This is a genomic window from Collinsella sp. An7, from assembly GCF_002159335.1.
In the GTDB taxonomy this organism is placed as follows: Bacteria; Actinomycetota; Coriobacteriia; order Coriobacteriales; family Coriobacteriaceae; genus Coprousia.
Genome location: NZ_NFHP01000001.1, coordinates 99,641 through 116,675 on the forward strand (window position 1 = coordinate 99,641; position 17,035 = coordinate 116,675).

Here is a 17,035-nt window from a genome sequence, read left to right on the forward strand (position 1 = left end):
CAAGGCGGCCCGACAAGGGTCTTACGCAACGATCTGCGGCAACTGTGAACAGCGCTGCTGCGGTTGCCGCAAAATGTCACCCAAGGCCGTCAAGCTGCCCGCGCCTCCACGCCGCGCCGGGCGGCTCCCACAGCCAAACCCGCGGCAGCAAGGGCGGCGGCAAAGAGCAGCACAACGCCTGTATTCGCCGCGACCTCGCTCACCAGCGCGGCGTCGATCTCCGTCGCTCGCGCGAGCGCCTGCATGGCATCGACCGCCCAGTAGCCCGGCGTAAACTGCGCAACGGCGCGCACCGTGGGATCAAAGTGGTCGATAGAGATCCACGTGCCGCCCAAAAACGTCAGCACCATGGCCGAGATGTTGCCGATAGCGTGGATAAGCTCGTGCCGCACGCCGAGCTGCCAAACGAGAAACCCAAATGCGGTGCCCAGAAGCATAAGGGCAAACAAGATAACGAGCATAAGCCCAATAAACGTTGGCGCCGTCTGGGAGAGCTCCCCATGGTAGAGCGCGAGTCCCACGCCGGCGTTGATGGCCCACACGGCAACACCGCACAGCAAGATGGCCATGACGATCTGCAAGCTGTGCGAGCTCGCCGCAACGGGCGAGGCGCCGATGCGGCGGCGCACGTCGTCCTGACGCAGGGAGTTGAGCCCCGTGCCCACGATTACGCACACGCCGCCAAAGAGTGCGTAGAGGGCAAACTGGCAATACACGAGGTAGCCGGTCGGAATGCCCGTCGTATCCGTTTTGATGGGGACGACGGTAGCGTTCTCGGTGCTTGCCTCGTCTGTCATCGCAACCGCTTCCGCCTCGGAAAAGCCCGCCGCGGTGAGCGCGTAGAGCTCCTGCGCGTAGGCGCAGACGCGTCTGTTGACGAGCGAGCCTTGGGCGCTCATGTAGCTCACGATACACTCGAGCCCTGGGGCGTCTGCACCTGTGCGGGCGGTCTCCGCCAGCTCTCGCCCATAGCCCTCGGGGATAACGAGCACGTAGGAGGCAAAACAATTGGCCGCGGCCTCCTGGAGGGCAAAGGTGGAGTCCTCCACCTCCACGAGCTCGCAGGTGCGTGCCAGCTCGGCGGCAATCGCCCGCGAAAGGGTGCTCCCGTCGCGGTCTATCACCGCTGCCGTTGGCCGGACGGGTTCGTAAGAGCCTCCCGAGCCGCCAACGCTCACGCCCATGAGCGCGCCGGAGATCGAGAACACAACGACGTAGATAACAAACAGGGCCCAATGCTCACGGACGAGCCGGTAGGCGATCCTAACAATAGGCATGGCGCTGCCTCCTCATAAAAAGTGCCGCACCCGCACCGAGCGCAAGGGCGATTCCCGCCAGTGTGGCGACGGAAGCTGCAAAGGGCTCGAGCGAGTCGTAGTAGGTGAGGGCAAAGAGCGATTCGGTGGCCTGAACAGCGGGGTTGATGCTTTGCAGCACGGGAAAATGTTGCGTGAGGAAGTTGCCAAAGACGATGGCCGGCTCGCCAAAGAGTCCCGCGGGGAGCGACAGCACGAGCGTGGCGATGGTGATGAGCGCGTCCTTGACGTTGGGGTTTGCACCGGGGAGCGCTCCGATAAAGGCGCCGAGCGCGCACGAGACGAGTGCGCACACTGCGCAGGCAAGCGGCGCGAGCCAGATGCGCCCGCCAAACGAAACCCCGGCGACGAGCCAAAGGTAGCCGACGGCAACGAGCATGCTCGCCCACGCGATGATCCAGCTTGCGGCAAGCGCGGCACCGAGCTGGCGCGCGGGTGGCAGCGCGCTCGCCTGGCGCCGCGTGCCGGCGGGGGTGACGGCAATGCGCGTGCGGTCGATGAGAATCTGCGCGATGTTTGAGCACATGATGCATGAGTAGCCCAGCAGCGCGTAGTAGAACCGGCTCATCTGCTGCGGCGGCTCGCGCAGCACGGAAAGCTCGGTTGTTTGAGCGTTGCTGCCGGTAAGGAGGGTGCTGAGCGTTGCGAGTGAGTTGGGATTGGCGAGGGCCGGGTCGCGCTCGGCCGCGGCGGTAAGCGTGCCCGAGACGGCAAGCGACTGGTCGATGATGGCCTGGACGATGGTCTGATTGGTGGTTCCGGCGTTGACGGGCGAGACGTGGAGCGTAGGCGCGCCGGCATCGTCGACGGTGATAAAGCCGCAGATGTCGTCGGCGAGGGTGGCGCGCTGCGCGTCCGCTTCGGTGTGGTAGACGGTGATGTCGAGGGCGACGGACACGGCGGCGTCGGATTCGGGGTTTGCGGTGTCGCTGTTATCGGGCTCGGGGCTCGCAGTGTCGCCGTTCGCGCTGTTGCCGTTGGCGGCGTCTGCGCTCGCGTCCTTAGCGGTTGCCACATCGCTGGCAGGAGCATCGTCCTCCGAGTTGGGGTTTGTGTTGGCGGCCGGCTCGTCTTCAACCTGCGTCTCGTCAGCCGTTCCGCCGAGAGCTTCAAGTGTGGCACGCAACGCCCCGGCCTGCTCCCAACCCTCGCTCTCGACCACGCCAACGGCTATGCGGTGCGCGCCAAGCTCCGACCCCACGCTCGAGAACATGCCAAGCTCCGACCCCACGCTCGAGAACATGGTCATAAAGATGGTCGCCATGATGATGGGGAAGGCAAACGCCCAGATAACAATCCCGGTATTGCGCATCATCATGCGCATGTCGTACCAGACCTGCATAAGCACGCCGCTCACCTCCCGGAGCGCACGGAGGGGTCACCAACGCGTGCGGAGGTACCAGTGTCTGCGCCACTGCCATCGCCGTCGCGCAGGTCGCTCCCGGTTATGGCGAGGAAGACGTCGTTGAGGGTCGGCGGCTCGGAGAACACCCGCACGGGCACAATGCCGTCCGCGGCAAGCACCTCGAGCACCTCAGTCAGACCGTTGCCGCCGTGCCTGCAGGCCACGTGCAGCTCACGCCCGCGGTGGCTCGCACTTAGCACGCAGGGTAGGTAGCGCAGCGCCTCGAGCGTGCGTGCGGGCACCTCCTCGACCTCGAGGGTGATTTTCTCGCCCACGTCGATCATGCCCTTGAGCTCGCTCACCGTACCCTCGGCAACGGCGCGCCCGCGGTCCATGATCATCACGCGGCTGCAGATCTGCTCGACCTCCTCCATGTAATGGCTTGTATAGACCACAGTCGCTCCCGCGTCTACCAGGCGCAGGATGTTCTGGAGGATGGCGTTTCTGCTCTGCGGGTCGACGGCGACGGTGGGCTCGTCAAAGAAGATAAGTTCTGGCCGGTGGGCAATGCCGCAGGCGATGTTGAGGCGCCTAAGCAGCCCGCCCGAGAGCTTGCGCGGCCGGAAGCCGCGGAAATCCTCGAGGCCCACAAAGGCGATCGCCTCGTTGACGAGCCGGCGGCGCTCGGCGCGGTTAGAGATATAGAGCGAGCAGAAGGCGTCGATGTTCTCGGCAACGGTGAGCTCGTCAAACACGGCGACCTGCTGCGGCACGATGCCGATGCGGCGCTTGAGGTCGTAGCGGTTGGGTGCCATGGGCTCGCCAAAGAGCTCGATGGAGCCCTTGTCGTAGGCAAGGAGCGACAGCATGCAGTTGATGGCCGTGGTTTTGCCGCAACCGTTGGGGCCGAGCAGGCCAAAGATCTCTCCCTGTTCAACCGTGAGGTCAAAGTGGTCGAGGGCGGTGAGCTCGCCATAGCGCTTAACGAGGTTGCGGACGGAGACGATTGCCATGGCCCCTCCTTGGAACGTGGCGGATGGTCGGCCGATAGTGCCAGTATGCGGGGCGCGCGGGCCGGGCGGAAGTGCCAAATGTCACAACGTTCGGGGCGAGGGCGGGAGTGCTCGCGCCGCGTGCGGCGAGTGCGCGCGACGGGGCCGGTCGGGCGCGGCGCATGCGGCGGGGTCGCTCAGGTGCGGCGTGCACGCCACCATGACAAATGTCATGACTTGCGTTCCGCGTGCCGCCGCCCGCCCGGCCCACGCTGTTCGCTGCGCTGCCATACGTTAGACTGGCACCATGGAACGACTGGTAGACAAAACGGTGCTCTTGGCCTGCGCGGCAGCGGCTGCCATGGCGCTTGCCGCAACGCCCGCGCGGCCGACGGTCGCCGCGCTTGCTGCCGTGGCAGCTCTGAGCTTGGCGGCGGAGGCGGTAACCTCGCTGCGCCGCAGCGCCTTGTGGCAAACCGTGCTCGTCGGGGCGCTTTCGTTCGCCGCTGCGGTGTTCACTGAGGGCGTGTGGGCTCTGCCGCTCGCCACGTACGATGCCGCTCGCGCGCCGTGGCGCATCGTCGTGCTGTTCCCGATAGCCGCGTGGCTGCGCGCCTCGGCTGCCTTTGCGATGCCGCCTGCCACCTCGGCACTTATCGCGGCGCTCATGGCGCTCGCCGCCCTCATGTCGCTCCGCGCCGCGCGCTCGCTCGAGGCGCGGGCGCGCAACCATGCCGAGCGCGATGCCCTTGCCGAGCGTTCGCAAGCTCTCGAGGCTGCTCATCGCGACCTTGCCGCACGCCGTGAGCTCGAGCTTCGTCTAGCCGTGCTGGAGGAGCGCTCGCGGATCGCACGCGAGATTCACGACAACGTGGGGCACCTGCTCACCCGGGCCGTGCTTCAGACGCGGGCTTACCAGGTGGTCCATGCGGACGACGCCGCAACCTCCGAGGAGTTTGCGGCGGTGGAGGCCAGCGTGTCCGCGGCGCTCGATTCGGTGCGCACGAGCGTCCACGATCTTCATCGTGACACGCTTGACGTGGGCGTGCAGGTAGAGCGTATCGCGCAGGAGAGCACGCTCGACGTCTCGTGCGAGGTCGAGGCGGTCGTTGCTCCGCCCGAGGTTGCCGCGTGTCTGACGGCTATCGTGCGCGAGGCGCTTTCCAATGCGGCGCGCCATGGCAACGCAACGGCGGCCCGTATTCGTCTGAGTGAGCAGCCCGGCTTTTGGCAGCTTGTGGTTACCGATAACGGTGCCACCGTCTCGGGCGCTTCTGGGGACGCGGCGGCAAGCGCGGAGAAGGGCTCGTTCGTCGGGCGACGGGGCGGGCGGCGTCGCGGCGCCAACGCCGATGCTCGGGAAGGCGAGGGGGTGCCGAGCGGGGGTCTCGGCCTGATCTCGATGGCCGAGCGGGTCCGGGCACTCAACGGAACGTTTCGAGCTGGGTTTGACGATGCGGCTGGCGGATGGCGTGTGCTTGCGAGCATCCCCAAGCCTGCGGGCGGGAGGTAGCCATGCGCGTGGCGATCGTGGACGACGACGGCCTGATCTGCAACTCGCTCGAGATTATCCTGAGCGCGCAGGACGATATCGAGGTTGTGGGATCGGTACAGGGCGGGCACGCTGCGGTTGCGCTTTATTGCGAGCAGCGGCCGGACGTGATGCTTATGGACATCCAGATGCCCGATCTGAGCGGCCTCGATGCCGCGCGTCGCATTCTCGACGACGACCCGACGGCGCGCATCGTCTTTTTGACCACGTTTTCGGACGACGAGTACATCGTTCGCGCGCTCGCGCTCGGCGCGCGCGGCTACCTCATCAAGCAGGACGTTGCGACGATAGCTCCTGCCTTGCGTGCGGTGATGGGCGGGCAGAGCGTACTCGAGGGCGAGGTGCTCGCCCGCGTGGCGGTGTTCGGGGCGCGTCGCGTCGGCGGGTCCGCGGCGACGAGCGACGGGAGCGCGGCTGGAGACGATGACCCCTTCTCCGCCCTTACCGACCGCGAGCGCGAGGTGGTGCGCGGCATCGCGGCGGGGCTCGACAACAAAGAGATCGCGGCTGCGGCCTACATGGGCGAGGGGACGGTACGCAACCATATCAGCTCGATCCTCTCCAAGCTCAACCTCAAAAACCGCACGCAGATTGCCATTGCCTACTGGCGGCGGCGAAGCGTTGGCGCCGAGGGCTAGGAGGCGCGGGGCGCGGTACGCCGCGCAGCGTGCCGCCGGGGCGACAGGGAATGACTCACTCGGACACGCGCAAGCGATGCCACGCCCCAACACTCCAAATCGCAATGCAGGCCGCTCGACCGGCTAGAGAAACCGCAGGCAACAATGAGCAACAGGCTGGCCACCTCAACACTTCTCAAATTTGGACTGCAGAATCGACTCGAGTTGTCATGAACGCCCGGAGAAGCGTCTGGGGCCGGCCCGCGCGGTGCGTTTTTTGGTATCGTTGGGCGAGATGCAACCGAGGAGGTCCCCATGACGCCAACCATCGCCATCATCGGCGCGCTCGAGAAGGAAGTTCGCCAGATTTACGCCGAGGTCGAGCACGGCACCGTTACCGAGGAGGTCGGCCTTAAGATCGTCGGCGGCAGCTACCAGGGCTTTAACCTTGTGGCCACCACGGCGGGCATGGGCACGGTCAACGTTGCCGCGGCAACGCAGCACCTCATCAGCGTCTATGGGGCCAACGCCGTGATTTTTTCCGGCATCGCGGGCGGGCTCAATCCGGCGCTTCACATCGGCGACATCGTGGTGGGCGCGCGCCTGCGTTACCTCGACACCGACACGCCGCTCATTGCCGAGTCGGCACCGGGGCTCGAGGAGTTTACCTCGACCGATTACCTTGTTGAGGTTGCCGAGGAGACGCTGACCTCGTGGGGCTTTATCAACGCTGGCCTTGCCGATGACGAGACCGCGCTTGCCGCCGCGCGCGAGGCCGCCGCGAGCTCGCCCTTCCAGCGCTTCCGCCGTGAGGGGGAGTCTGCCGAACCGGCGCGCTATCTTGTAGGGACCATCGCCACCGGCGACCGCTTTGTGACGGGTGCGGAGATGCGCGCCGCTGCCCTCGAGGCCACCCACGCCGACTGCGTGGAGATGGAGGGTGCTGCCGTGGCGCACATCGCCGCCAAGAACGGCGTGGACTGCCTGGTGCTGCGTGCCATCAGCGACAACTGCGACGAGGCCTACGACGCCCTCAGCGCGCGTGAGTTCGACCTCGACGAGTACGCCCGCACGGCAAGCTCGCTCACGCTCGCCATCGTGCGGCGCGTGGCGGCGCGCCTCGGCCTCAAGCGCGAGATGTAGGGGGAGGCCATGGCAGACACGATCAACTACCAGCTCGCCCACTTTGTGGCGAGCTACGGCGCGGTCTCGCAGATTCCGCCGTCGACCTGCCCCGAGGTCAGCTTTGTGGGGCGCTCCAACGTGGGCAAGTCGTCCATCATGAACAAGCTCTTTGGGCGCAAGGGCCTCGTCAAGGTGTCGAGCACGCCGGGCAAGACCGCCAACATCAACTTTTTTGAGGCGGACGGCGTGCACTTTATCGACCTGCCGGGCTACGGGTTCGCCCGCCGCTCCAAGGCCGAGCGCGAGCGCTGGGCGCGGCTCATCGGCGACTTTTTTGAGAGCGAGCGCAGCTTTAACCTCGTGGTCTCGCTCGTGGACATCCGCCACGACCCGAGCGCGCTCGACCACCAGATGATCGAGTACCTCCAGGAGGGCGGTTTTACCTTTGTGGTGGCGCTCACCAAGGCCGACAAGCTCAGCCGCGGCAAGCGCGCACAGCAGGCGGCGGCCATCAAGCGGCAGCTCAACGTGCCGGCCGAGGACATCATCGTTACGTCTGCCGAGGACGGCACGGGTATCGCCGACCTCAAGGGCGTCATCGTCGAGCGCTGCCTGTAGGGCTGCCGGCGGGCGCGATGGGCGGCGGCCGGGCGGGTCCGTGGCCCTGTCGGCGTCAGCTGCATGTTGCAGCTGGCTGCCCCGCACTGTCGGATTCTATCTACTAGAAGGAATAGGTCACTTTTGGACGAGATCATGACCGAAAGATTCTACTAGAAGGAATCCGACGGCCACGAGAAGGAGCTCGACAACCGCGCAGAGGCCGCTGGGGCGAGGCGCGCTACGCCGGTCGGAGCCATGGCCGAACGCTTCTTGTAGACATCGCTAGCGCGCGGTGGGGCGCGATGCGCCAAAGGGCTGTTAGCCGCGGTGGCCGCCGCGGTTGGCCTCGCGGCCTTGGCCTGCTCGGTTGCGACCGGCTGCGTAGGCACCGCGTTTACCGGAGCCGCTGCCACCCGCGTTGCCGCGCTTGCCACCGTTGCGGTTGCGGCCCTGCGCATTGTTGCCGCTGCGCCCGCCGCCCTTGCCGGATGCCGCGCCACCGCTCGAGCCGCGCCCCGACCCTGCGGTCGCGCCGCGTCCACCGCCCACGCCGCCGGCGTGCTTGCCGCTCTTGACCCCATGCGGGCGCACCGGCCGGATAAGGCATTTGGGCCCGTAGCCAATCAGGTCCGTGCGGCCCGCACGCTCGAGCGCCTCGCGCACCAGGTCGTAGTTCTCGGGCTTGCGGTACTGAATGAGCGCGCGCTGTAGCGCCTTTTCGTGCGGCGACCTCGGCACATAGACGGGCTTCATGGTGCGCGGGTCCACGCCCGTGTAGTACATGGCGGTCGACATGGTCGACGGCGTGGGGTAGAAGTCCTGCACCTGCTCGGGCATGTAGCCCATGTCGCGTACGTACTCGGCAAGCTCCACTGCCTCTTTGAGGGTGGAGCCGGGGTGGCTCGACATAAGGTAGGGCACGAGGTACTGCTTCTTGCCGAACTCCCGATTGACCTCTCGGTACTTGGCCACAAAGCGGTCGTACACCGCGCGGCTCGGTTTGCCCATCACGCTGAGCACCGCGTCCGAGACGTGCTCGGGGGCCACCTTGAGCTGGCCCGACACGTGGTGCGCGCAGAGCTCGCGGATAAACGTGTCGTCCGGGTCGGCGAGGGCGTAGTCAAACCGGATGCCGCTCCGCACAAAGACCTTCTTTACGCCCGGCAGCTCGCGGAGCTCGCGCAAGAGGGCGACGTAGTCGGCGTGGCTCACCTTCATGCTGCGGCAGACCTTGGGCCAGAGACAGCGTTTGCGCAGGCAAGCGCCGTGTTCGAGCTGGCGCGCGCATGCGGGCGCGCGGAAGTTGGCCGTGGGGCCGCCCACGTCGTTGATGTAGCCCTTAAAGTCGGGCTCCGCGGTGATCTTGCGCGCCTCGGCGAGCAGCGACTCGTGGCTGCGTGCCTGCACGATGCGCCCCTGGTGAAAGGTCAGCGCGCAGAACGAGCATTCGCCAAAGCACCCGCGGTTTGAGATGAGCGACATCTTGACCTCGGCGAGGGCGGGCACGCCGCCGGCCGGTTCGTAATCGGGGTGGTAGGTGCGCGTGTAGGGGAGGTCGTAGGCCTGGTCAAACTCCTCGGTGGTCAGCGGGCGCGCAGGCGGGTTCTGCACCACGTAGACGCCGTGCGGGTAGGGCTCCACCAGGCGCCCGCCGCGGATGGGGTCCATGTTCTCGTACTGGATGTTAAAGCTCCGCGCGTAGGCGAGCCGGTCGGCCTCGAGTTCGTCCCAGCTGGGCAGGAGCGTGTAGTCGTAGACCTCGTCGAGCGAGCGGGTGCGATAGACCGTGCCGTTAATGTAGGTGAGCTGCTCCACGGGGAGCCCGGCGGCCAGACTGTCGGCGATCTCTACGATGGAGCGCTCGCCCATGCCGTAGGAGATGAGGTCGGCGCCCGAGTCGAGCAGGATCGAGCGCTTGAGCTTGTCCGACCAGTAGTCGTAGTGGGCAAGGCGGCGGAGCGACGCCTCGATACCGCCGAGGATGATGGGCGTTTCTTTGTAGGTGCGACGGATGAGATTGCCATAGACTACAGCGGCGTGGTCGGGGCGGTGTCCGGCCTCCCCGCCGGGGGTGTAGGCGTCGGTGCGGCGGCGGTGCTTGCTCACGCTGTAGTGGTTCACCATGGAGTCCATGTTGCCGGCCGAGACGAGAAAGGCGAGGCGCGGCTCGCCGAGCACCGTGACGCTTGCGGGGTCGCGCCAGTCGGGCTGGGCGATGACGCCCACGCGGTAGCCGTGCGCCTCGAGAAGCCGCACGATGATGGCCGTGCCAAAGCTGGGATGGTCCACGTAGGCATCGCCCGAGACGTAGACAAAGTCGCACTGCTCCCAGTCGCGCTCCTGCATGTCGGCGCGGGTGGTCGGGGGAAAGTCCGCCCGGGTAAAGCCGAGCGCCGTGGGCCCGGTGGGGTCGAGCTTGGGGCGGGCGGGGGTGTTGCCGGGCTTGGCGCCGCCGGCGGGGCGGGTTGAGTTGGATTTGCCGCCAGAACGCTCGGACTTGGACTTATGCGGGGTGGTGCGGTTGTGGTGCGACATGGGTGCGGCTCCCGGTTCGGTCGAAGGTGCCCTCATCCTAGCATGTCGGGCTGCGACCAAGCGGTTTTGCCGCTCAGGCGCGTGAGGCGTACGCTAAAAACGTCGTTCACTCACCTGTTGTGCACTTTTTGCCGCGATTCCGCCGTTTAGCTGAGTGAACGGAAAAATCGCCCTCCCGGCCATGTGACCGTGGGGACAGGTTATTTTGCCACGTGACAAAATAACCTGTCCCCACGGTCACGCTAGAGGTATTCAATCTGGGCGCCCTCGGTATCACAGGTGAGGATGTGCGTCTCGCAAGACGGGAACTGCTCGCGCAGGCGTACCTGCAAGAACTTGGCCACGATGGTGTCGTCGGTCACGGCCATGAGGGTCGAGCCCGAGCCCGAGATCCAGAGCGTCTTGGCCCCGCCGGCAAGGCAGGTGGTGCGGATGGCATCGTAGTCGGGGATGAGCTCGCGACGGTACGGCTCCTGCAGGCGGTCGTCGTTGGCAGCGGCGATGAGGTCGAGGTTGCCCGTCTCGAGCCCGCGGGTGAGCCCGGCGATGCGTCCCATTTGCCACACCGCCGTGGAGAGCGGCACCTCCTGTGGCACGACCTTGCGCGCCTCGGACGTATGCACCTCGTAGGGCGGGATGACGGTAATGAAGCGCAGACGGGGCGACACGTCGTAGCGCAGGCAGCGCGGCAGCTCGCCTTCGGGGGTGAAGGAGCAGACCGCCGCGCCCAAGATGGCTGGGGCAACGTTATCGGGGTGCCCCTCCAGCGCGGTGGCGAGCGCGACAAGCTCCTCGCGGGTGATGGTGTGGCCGGTGAGCGCGGCGGCCCCCATGATGCCAGCAACCACTAGGGTAGAGCTCGAGCCGAGGCCGCGTGCGACGGGCACCTCGGTCTGGATATCGATCGAGACGGGGAAGCTCTCCTCGCCCCACGCCCGGAGCGCGTATACAAAGGCCTGGTAGACCATGTTATCGGCGTTGCGGAACTCCTCAGGGCAGCCGGTGATGGTGAGTGTATCGGCGCGGTCCATCTGAATCTGCGCATAGAGCGAGACCGCCATGCCCAGCGTGTCGTAGCCGATACCGAGGTTCGCGCTGGTAGCGGGAACAGTGATGCGAATCATGCTCTAGGTCCTTTCTCCTCATCGGGCCGGGCGCATGGCTTGCTCGGCACTTCGGACAGTCCTGGGCTCGCGCGAAGGCGCCACAGGCGCCTTCGGCTCGTGCAGAACTCGTGCCGAGCAAACCATGCGTCCGGCCCTACGGCAACATACTCGACACGCGTGAACCCCGTATCTTAAAAAAAGAAAAGATGTTGCACTGTTACCTGTTGCAGGTGCGGCAACCCTGCAACATCTTTCTCTTTTCTCAGCCAGCGGCGACAAGGCTCATCGGGGAATCCGTACTCCGTGCACGCGTCGCGCCGACCCCGCCTTCGTCCGCCGCGAGTTCCGCAGCGAACGGGAGGCGCCAGTGGCGCCTCCCGCCGAGCGAGGACTGTCCGAAGCGCCGGATGAAGGCGGGGCCGGCGCGACGCTCAACAGCCCATGAGCTACAGCTTCTCGCAAGCCTCCTCGACGAAGCTCCCCATGCTCTCGATGTCCACGGTTGTCGCATGGCGCACCGTTGCCGTCTCGAGCGCCGTGAGCTGCGCCGGGGCGGTCGTGCCGGTGGCCTCCTCCAGCGTGCGCAGGCAGTCGAAGTCGTCGGCCGGCACCTCAAGGCCAATCGCCTCGGCCACCGCGCGCGGGAACTTGTAGGGGCTCGCCGTGGAGAGCAGCACGCGCGCCGCGGCGCCCTCGGCAGGCGCAAGCTCCTCGAGCACGTGGTAGCCGCAGGCGGTGTGCGGGTCGATGAGGTAGCCGTGGTCGCGCCAGCAGTCGGCAATAGCCTCGGCAACCTGGTCCTCGTCCGCCCAGCCGCAGGCAAAGACCTCGCGGATGCGTCCGAGCAGCTCGGGACCCACCTCAAAGTGGCCGGTCTCGGCAAGGTCGGCCATAAGGCGCGCTATGAGCTCGCAGTCGCCACCCGAGAGGTAGTAGAGCATGCGCTCGAGGTTTGACGAGATGAGGATGTCCATGCTCGGCGAGGTGGTGGTAAAGAACGGTCGGTTGCGGTCGTACACGCCCGTGGTGAGGAAGTCGTAGAGCACGTTGTTCTTGTCGCTCGCCACCACGAGGCGCGCCACGGGGAGTCCCAGGAGCTTGGCGTAGTAGCCGGCGAGCACGTCGCCGAAGTTGCCGGTGGGCACGCAGAACTCAACCGCCTCGCCGGCCTCGATGGCGCCGGCGCGCAGAAGCTGGGCATACGCGGCAAAGTAGTAGACGACCTGCGGCACGAGGCGTCCGACGTTGATGGAGTTGGCGCTGCTGAGCACAATGCCCTGCGCGGCCAGGCGCTCGGCGAGCTCGCGGTCGGCAAAGATGCTCTTGACGGCGCTTTGCGCGTCGTCAAAGTTTCCGCGCACGGCCGCCACGCTCACGTTGGAGCCCTCTTGCGTGGTCATCTGGAGCTCCTGCACGCGGCTCACTTTGCCCTCGGGGTAGAAGACGGTGATGCCCGTGCCCGGGGCGTCGGCAAAGCCGGCGAGGGCCGCCTTGCCCGTATCGCCCGAGGTGGCCGTGACGATCATGATGCGCTCGGTCGGGACGTCCTTCGAGCCCGTGGCAGCGCCCGCGCCCGCACCGCTTGTCCGCGCCATAAGGCGCGGCAGCATCTGGAGCGCGACGTCCTTAAAGGCGCTCGTCGGCCCGTGGAAGAGCTCCAGCACGTAGCAGCCCGCGAGCGACCCGGCGTCCTCGGCCCCCGCGCCCCCGCGCTCCCTAAGCGCCACAAGCGGCGTGACCTCGTCGCTCGCAAAGGTGCCGCTATAGGCCTCGTCCACGCAGGCGGCGATCTCGTCGGGCGTGTAATCAGGTAGTAACAAACCGAGCACCGCACGGGCAATCTGGGCGTACGACATCTCGGCAAGGCCCGTTACGTCGAGTTTTTCTGCGCCCAGCGCGTCCGAGACAAAGAGCCCCCCGTCTGGCGCAAGCCCCTGACGGATGGCTGCCTTTGCCGAGCACGCCTGCGCGCGCGAACGTGTGCTATGGTACAAACTCATATCGGTAGCTCCTTAAATGCCCGGCCGGCGGCATCGGCGACGGTACGTTGGGCCCATGGTATCAGAGCCTCCGCAGCAGCACGTGTCGCGCCCGGGAAAGGTAACCGCTTCGTCATGATAAAGATCGCAAAGTTCGGCGGCTCATCGGTGGCCGATGCCGACCACTTCCGCAAGATCCGCTTCATCGTGGAGGCCGACCCCGCCCGCCGCTTTATCGTGGTGTCGGCGTGCGGCCGCCGCTTTTCGGGAGATGCCAAGGTCACCGACCTGCTCTACCTCGTGGCCGCCCACGTGCGCTACCGCGTTTCGTGTGACGACCTGCTCGCCGATATCGGCCAGCGCTACTTCGATATCGCCGACGAGCTCGGCCTCAGCTACCCCATCCGCGAGGAGTTTGCCGCGTTTGCCGAGAAGGCCAAGGCGGGCCTCTTCTCTACTGCCGAGCTGGTGAGCCGCGGCGAGTACTTTACCGCCCAGCTTATGGCCGAGTGGCTGGGGCTGCCCTTCCTCGATGCGGCCGACGTGGTGGCCTTCCATCACGATGGCACGCTCTCCATGCGCCGCACCCACGAGCTCATCCAGGAGCGTGGGATCCCGGGCGGCTTTGTGATGCCCGGCTTCTACGGCGCCACGCGCGAGGGGCAGGTCAAGCTGCTCGATCGCGGCGGCGGCGACATCTCGGGCTCCATCCTCGCCAAGTGCCTCGACGCCGACCTCTACGAAAACTGGACGGACGTCTCGGGTTTTCTCTCGGCCGACCCGCACATCGTGGAGAACCCGCAGCCCATCAGCCGCATCACCTACGCCGAGCTGCGCGAGCTTTCGTACATGGGCGCGAGCGTGCTGCACGAGGAGGCGGTCTTCCCCGTTATGGAGGCCGGGATTCCCATCGCCGTGCGCAACACCAACCGCCCCGAGGACGCGGGCACCATCATCTCCGACCGCGAGGACTACGTGGAGGATGAGCCCATCATCACGGGCATCACGGGCAAGCGCAACTTCGTGGCCGTGCACGTCCAGAAGGACCACATGTCCAACGAGGTGGGCATCGTGCGGCGGGTGCTCTCGGTCTTCGAGCGCTACCGCGTGTCGGTGGAGCACATCCCCTCGGGCATCGACTCGTTTGCCGTGGTGGTGCAGGGGGCGGACGTCAAAGACGCCATCTGGTCGATCGTGGCCGACATCAAGAGCGAGGTCAACGTCGACAGCATCAAGGTCGTGGACGACCTGGCGCTCATCTCTACGGTGGGCCGCAACATGATCGGTCGGCCGGGCATCTCGGGCCAGCTCTTTGCGGCGCTCGGCAGCGAGGGCATCTCGATCCGCATGATCGCCCAGGGCTCGGACGAGATCAACATCATCGTGGGCGTGCGCGACGTGGACTTTGAGCGGGCCATCCGCGCGATCTACCGGGCGTTCTCTGACGGTGACCACCTACTGGAGCTCAAGGACCTCAAGAAGGCCGAGGAGGACGCGCGCCCGCGCGTGGAGGAGTAGCGCACCCGGCGTCGAGCCGAGGCGCTGGCAAGGGTGCGCAGGTGGGGGAGCGGCTGCTGCGCGCAGGCCCCGCCAACAAGTGCGAACGCGGGCCCGGCGCCCGCCGATGGGAGGTACGTGCCATGAAGGAGTACACGGTTGCCATCTTGGGCGCGACGGGCGCGGTCGGCACGCAGATGATTCAGTGCCTCGAGGAGCAGGAGTTCCCGGTCGGACGGCTCAAGCTCTTGGCGAGCGCGCGCTCGGCCGGCAAGACCATGACCTTCCGGGGCGAGGAGCTGGTGATTGAGGAGGCCACGCCCGAGGCGTTTGCCGGCTGCGACATCGTGCTCGGCGCGGCCGACGACGCCGTTGCCAAGCGCCTGCTGCCGACGGCCGTTGAGGCCGGGGCCGTTGTGGTCGACAACTCTCACGCCTTCCGCATGGATCCCGAGGTGCCGCTCGTCATCCCCGAGATCAACGCGTCCGACGTTGCGTGGCACCACGGCATCATCGCCAACCCCAACTGCGCGACCATCATCGCGCTTGTGCCTACCTGGCCGCTGCATCAGCTGGCGGGCGTGCGTCGCATGATCGTCTCTACCTATCAGGCCGCTTCGGGCGCCGGCGCTCCGGGCATGGCCGAGCTCGAGCAGCAAATCGAGGCGCTCGGCCGCGGCGAGGCGATCCCTGAGCCGCGGGCGTTTGCCGCGCAGCTCGTGAGCAACCTTATCCCGCAGATTGGCGGCTTTGACGACGAGGGCTACACCTCCGAGGAGATGAAGCTTCAAAACGAGGGTCGCAAGATCATGCACCTGCCCGAGCTCGCCGTGTGCTGCACCTGCGTGCGCGTGCCGGTGCTGCGCTCGCACTCCGAGAGCGTGACCCTTGAGTTTAGGCGGCCCATCTCGGTGGAGGAGGCCCGTGCGGCACTTGCGGCGGCCCCGGGCGTGCGCCTGGTGGACGACCGTACGGCAGAGAGCGCGCACGACCGCTACCCCATGCCGATCGACACTTCCGACCAGGACCTCATCTGGGTCGGCCGCGTGCGCCGCGACATTTCCAACCCCGATACGGCCAGCGGCATCACCTTCTGGTGCTGCGGCGACCAGATTCGCAAGGGCGCGGCGACCAACGCCGTCCAAATCGCAAAGTTGCTCACTGAGTAGGTTTGCTCCCGGCGGACCGGCATGGGTCGGGCCCCGGTCTTCCCCAAGGACGCTCGGCGCCTTCGGCTCGCTGTGCGACTCGCGTCCACGGGGAAGACCGGGGCCCGACCCATGCCGGTCCTGCGCTCACCTGCTCGTTCGCGTGGGGAAAGGTAGAGAGTCTTCCTTGCCTGGGGGTTGGGAGTTGTGGGGGCGTGGTACAAAGAGAAGTAGGTATTCGGGCGCGACGCAGCGCGGGCTGTGCACCTCGCCGTGCGGACGAAAGGATGGCACATGAGAACGCAGGAAATCGGGCAGTCGGGGCTTGAGGCGTCGCGCGTGGCGCTCGGCGTGATGCGCTTTGCGGGCATGCCGCAGCCGGCTGCCACCGCATCGGTTGCCGCAGCGCTCGAGGCGGGCATCTCCTTCTTTGACACGGCGGACATCTACGGCGGCGGCGAAAGCACCCGCGTGCTCGGCGCGGCCCTCGGCGAGCTCGGCGTAGCGCGTGAGGAGGTCGTCCTCCAGACTAAGGCGGGCATCGTGCCAGGGGCGCGCTACGACTTCTCGCGCGCGCACCTCGAGGCTGCCCTCGATGCGGAGCTCGAGCGCCTCCAGACCGACTACGTGGACTTCTTCCTGCTGCACCGCCCCGACCCGCTCCTCGATATCGACGAGCTTGCCGAGACCCTCGGTGGCATGCTCGAGTCGGGCAAGGTCCGCCACCTCGGCGTGAGCAACATGAACCCTTGGCAGATCGACCTTGTGCAGGCAACGATCGACGCTCCGCTCGAGGTCAACCAGCTGCAGTTTGGTCTCGGCCACACACAGCTCATCAGCAGTGGGCTGCACGTCAACATGGCTGACGACACCGCCGCCGAGCGCGGAACGGGCTGCATCGAGTGCGCGCGCCTCTACGGTATGACGATCCAGGCTTGGAGTCCCTACCAGTTTGGCACCTTTGCCGGGTGCTTTATCGGCCATACGGACTTCCCCGAGCTCAACGCGGCGCTCGATGAGGTGGCCGCCGAGCACGGCACCACGCCTACTGCGGTGGCAACGGCGTGGATCTTGCGACATCCCGCCCAGATGCAGGTCATCTGCGGCTCCACCTCGCCCGAGCACATCCGCGAGTCGGCCGCCGGTGCCGACATCGAGCTCACGCGCGAGCAGTGGTGGAAGCTCTATCAGGCAGCGGGCAACGACCTTCCCTAACCTGAGAA

Annotated in this window: 13 protein-coding genes; 7 read left to right on the plus strand and 6 right to left on the minus strand. The window is 66.5% G+C overall.

The genetic code is table 11. From position 1 onward, the window contains the following. Window positions 1–89: 89 nt before the first annotated feature. From B5G20_RS00420 to B5G20_RS00430, 3 genes are read right to left on the minus strand one after another with little or no spacing between them, the layout of a single operon-like run. Window positions 90–1,277, minus strand: a complete 1,188-nt coding sequence (locus B5G20_RS00420) for an ABC transporter permease (RefSeq protein WP_087353787.1) — start codon at window positions 1,275–1,277, stop codon at window positions 90–92. After that, window positions 1,264–2,658: an ABC transporter permease gene (locus B5G20_RS00425; RefSeq protein ID WP_239286825.1), complete on the minus strand. Its 1,395-nt coding sequence runs from the start codon at window positions 2,656–2,658 to the stop codon at window positions 1,264–1,266. Before B5G20_RS00425 ends, B5G20_RS00420 begins: the two co-directional genes overlap by 14 nt. Before the next feature lie 11 nt (window positions 2,659–2,669). Then, window positions 2,670–3,674, minus strand: coding sequence for an ABC transporter ATP-binding protein (locus B5G20_RS00430; protein ID WP_087353793.1), 1,005 nt, complete (start codon window positions 3,672–3,674; stop codon window positions 2,670–2,672). 286 nt (window positions 3,675–3,960) lie between these two features. On the opposite strand from B5G20_RS00430, the gene B5G20_RS00435 reads away from it, so the two are divergent. From B5G20_RS00435 to yihA, 4 genes are all read left to right on the plus strand, one after another. Further along, entirely contained in the window at window positions 3,961–5,166 is a 1,206-nt protein-coding gene (locus B5G20_RS00435) for a histidine kinase (RefSeq protein WP_087353798.1), read from the plus strand. Between the two features lie 2 nt (window positions 5,167–5,168). Continuing rightward, a complete protein-coding gene (locus B5G20_RS00440; protein WP_087353801.1) occupies window positions 5,169–5,843 on the plus strand; it encodes a response regulator transcription factor in 675 nt (224 codons plus the stop codon). A gap of 294 nt (window positions 5,844–6,137) precedes the next feature. Beyond that, on the plus strand, window positions 6,138–6,965 hold the full coding sequence (locus B5G20_RS00445) for a 5'-methylthioadenosine/S-adenosylhomocysteine nucleosidase (protein ID WP_087353803.1): 828 nt from the start codon (window positions 6,138–6,140) through the stop codon (window positions 6,963–6,965). A gap of 9 nt (window positions 6,966–6,974) precedes the next feature. Further along, window positions 6,975–7,565 (plus strand): ribosome biogenesis GTP-binding protein YihA/YsxC, encoded by a 591-nt coding sequence (gene yihA, locus B5G20_RS00450; RefSeq protein WP_087353807.1) that lies wholly within the window; start codon window positions 6,975–6,977, stop codon window positions 7,563–7,565. Window positions 7,566–7,865: 300 nt separating this feature from the next. Here the strand turns inward: yihA and B5G20_RS00455 are convergent, their stop codons facing one another. From B5G20_RS00455 to thrC, 3 genes are all read right to left on the minus strand, one after another. Further along, window positions 7,866–10,082: a YgiQ family radical SAM protein gene (locus B5G20_RS00455; protein WP_087353810.1), complete on the minus strand. Its 2,217-nt coding sequence runs from the start codon at window positions 10,080–10,082 to the stop codon at window positions 7,866–7,868. A 242-nt stretch (window positions 10,083–10,324) separates the two neighbouring features. Next, a complete protein-coding gene (gene thrB / locus B5G20_RS00460) occupies window positions 10,325–11,206 on the minus strand; it encodes a homoserine kinase (RefSeq protein ID WP_087353813.1) in 882 nt (293 codons plus the stop codon). A 428-nt stretch (window positions 11,207–11,634) separates the two neighbouring features. Then, window positions 11,635–13,188: a threonine synthase gene (thrC, locus tag B5G20_RS00465; RefSeq protein WP_087353814.1), complete on the minus strand. Its 1,554-nt coding sequence runs from the start codon at window positions 13,186–13,188 to the stop codon at window positions 11,635–11,637. Window positions 13,189–13,302: 114 nt separating this feature from the next. On the opposite strand from thrC, the gene B5G20_RS00470 reads away from it, so the two are divergent. The 3 genes from B5G20_RS00470 to B5G20_RS00480 all read left to right on the plus strand — a co-directional run bounded on the left by B5G20_RS00470 (window position 13,303) and on the right by B5G20_RS00480 (window position 17,027). Beyond that, a complete protein-coding gene (locus B5G20_RS00470) occupies window positions 13,303–14,685 on the plus strand; it encodes an aspartate kinase (protein WP_087353817.1) in 1,383 nt (460 codons plus the stop codon). 122 nt (window positions 14,686–14,807) lie between these two features. Continuing rightward, window positions 14,808–15,833 carry an aspartate-semialdehyde dehydrogenase gene (locus B5G20_RS00475; protein WP_087353819.1) on the plus strand — a complete coding sequence of 342 codons (1,026 nt, stop codon included), beginning with the start codon at window positions 14,808–14,810 and terminating at the stop codon, window positions 15,831–15,833. Between the two features lie 273 nt (window positions 15,834–16,106). Further along, window positions 16,107–17,027 carry an aldo/keto reductase gene (locus B5G20_RS00480; RefSeq protein WP_087353822.1) on the plus strand — a complete coding sequence of 307 codons (921 nt, stop codon included), beginning with the start codon at window positions 16,107–16,109 and terminating at the stop codon, window positions 17,025–17,027. Window positions 17,028–17,035 lie beyond the last annotated feature (8 nt).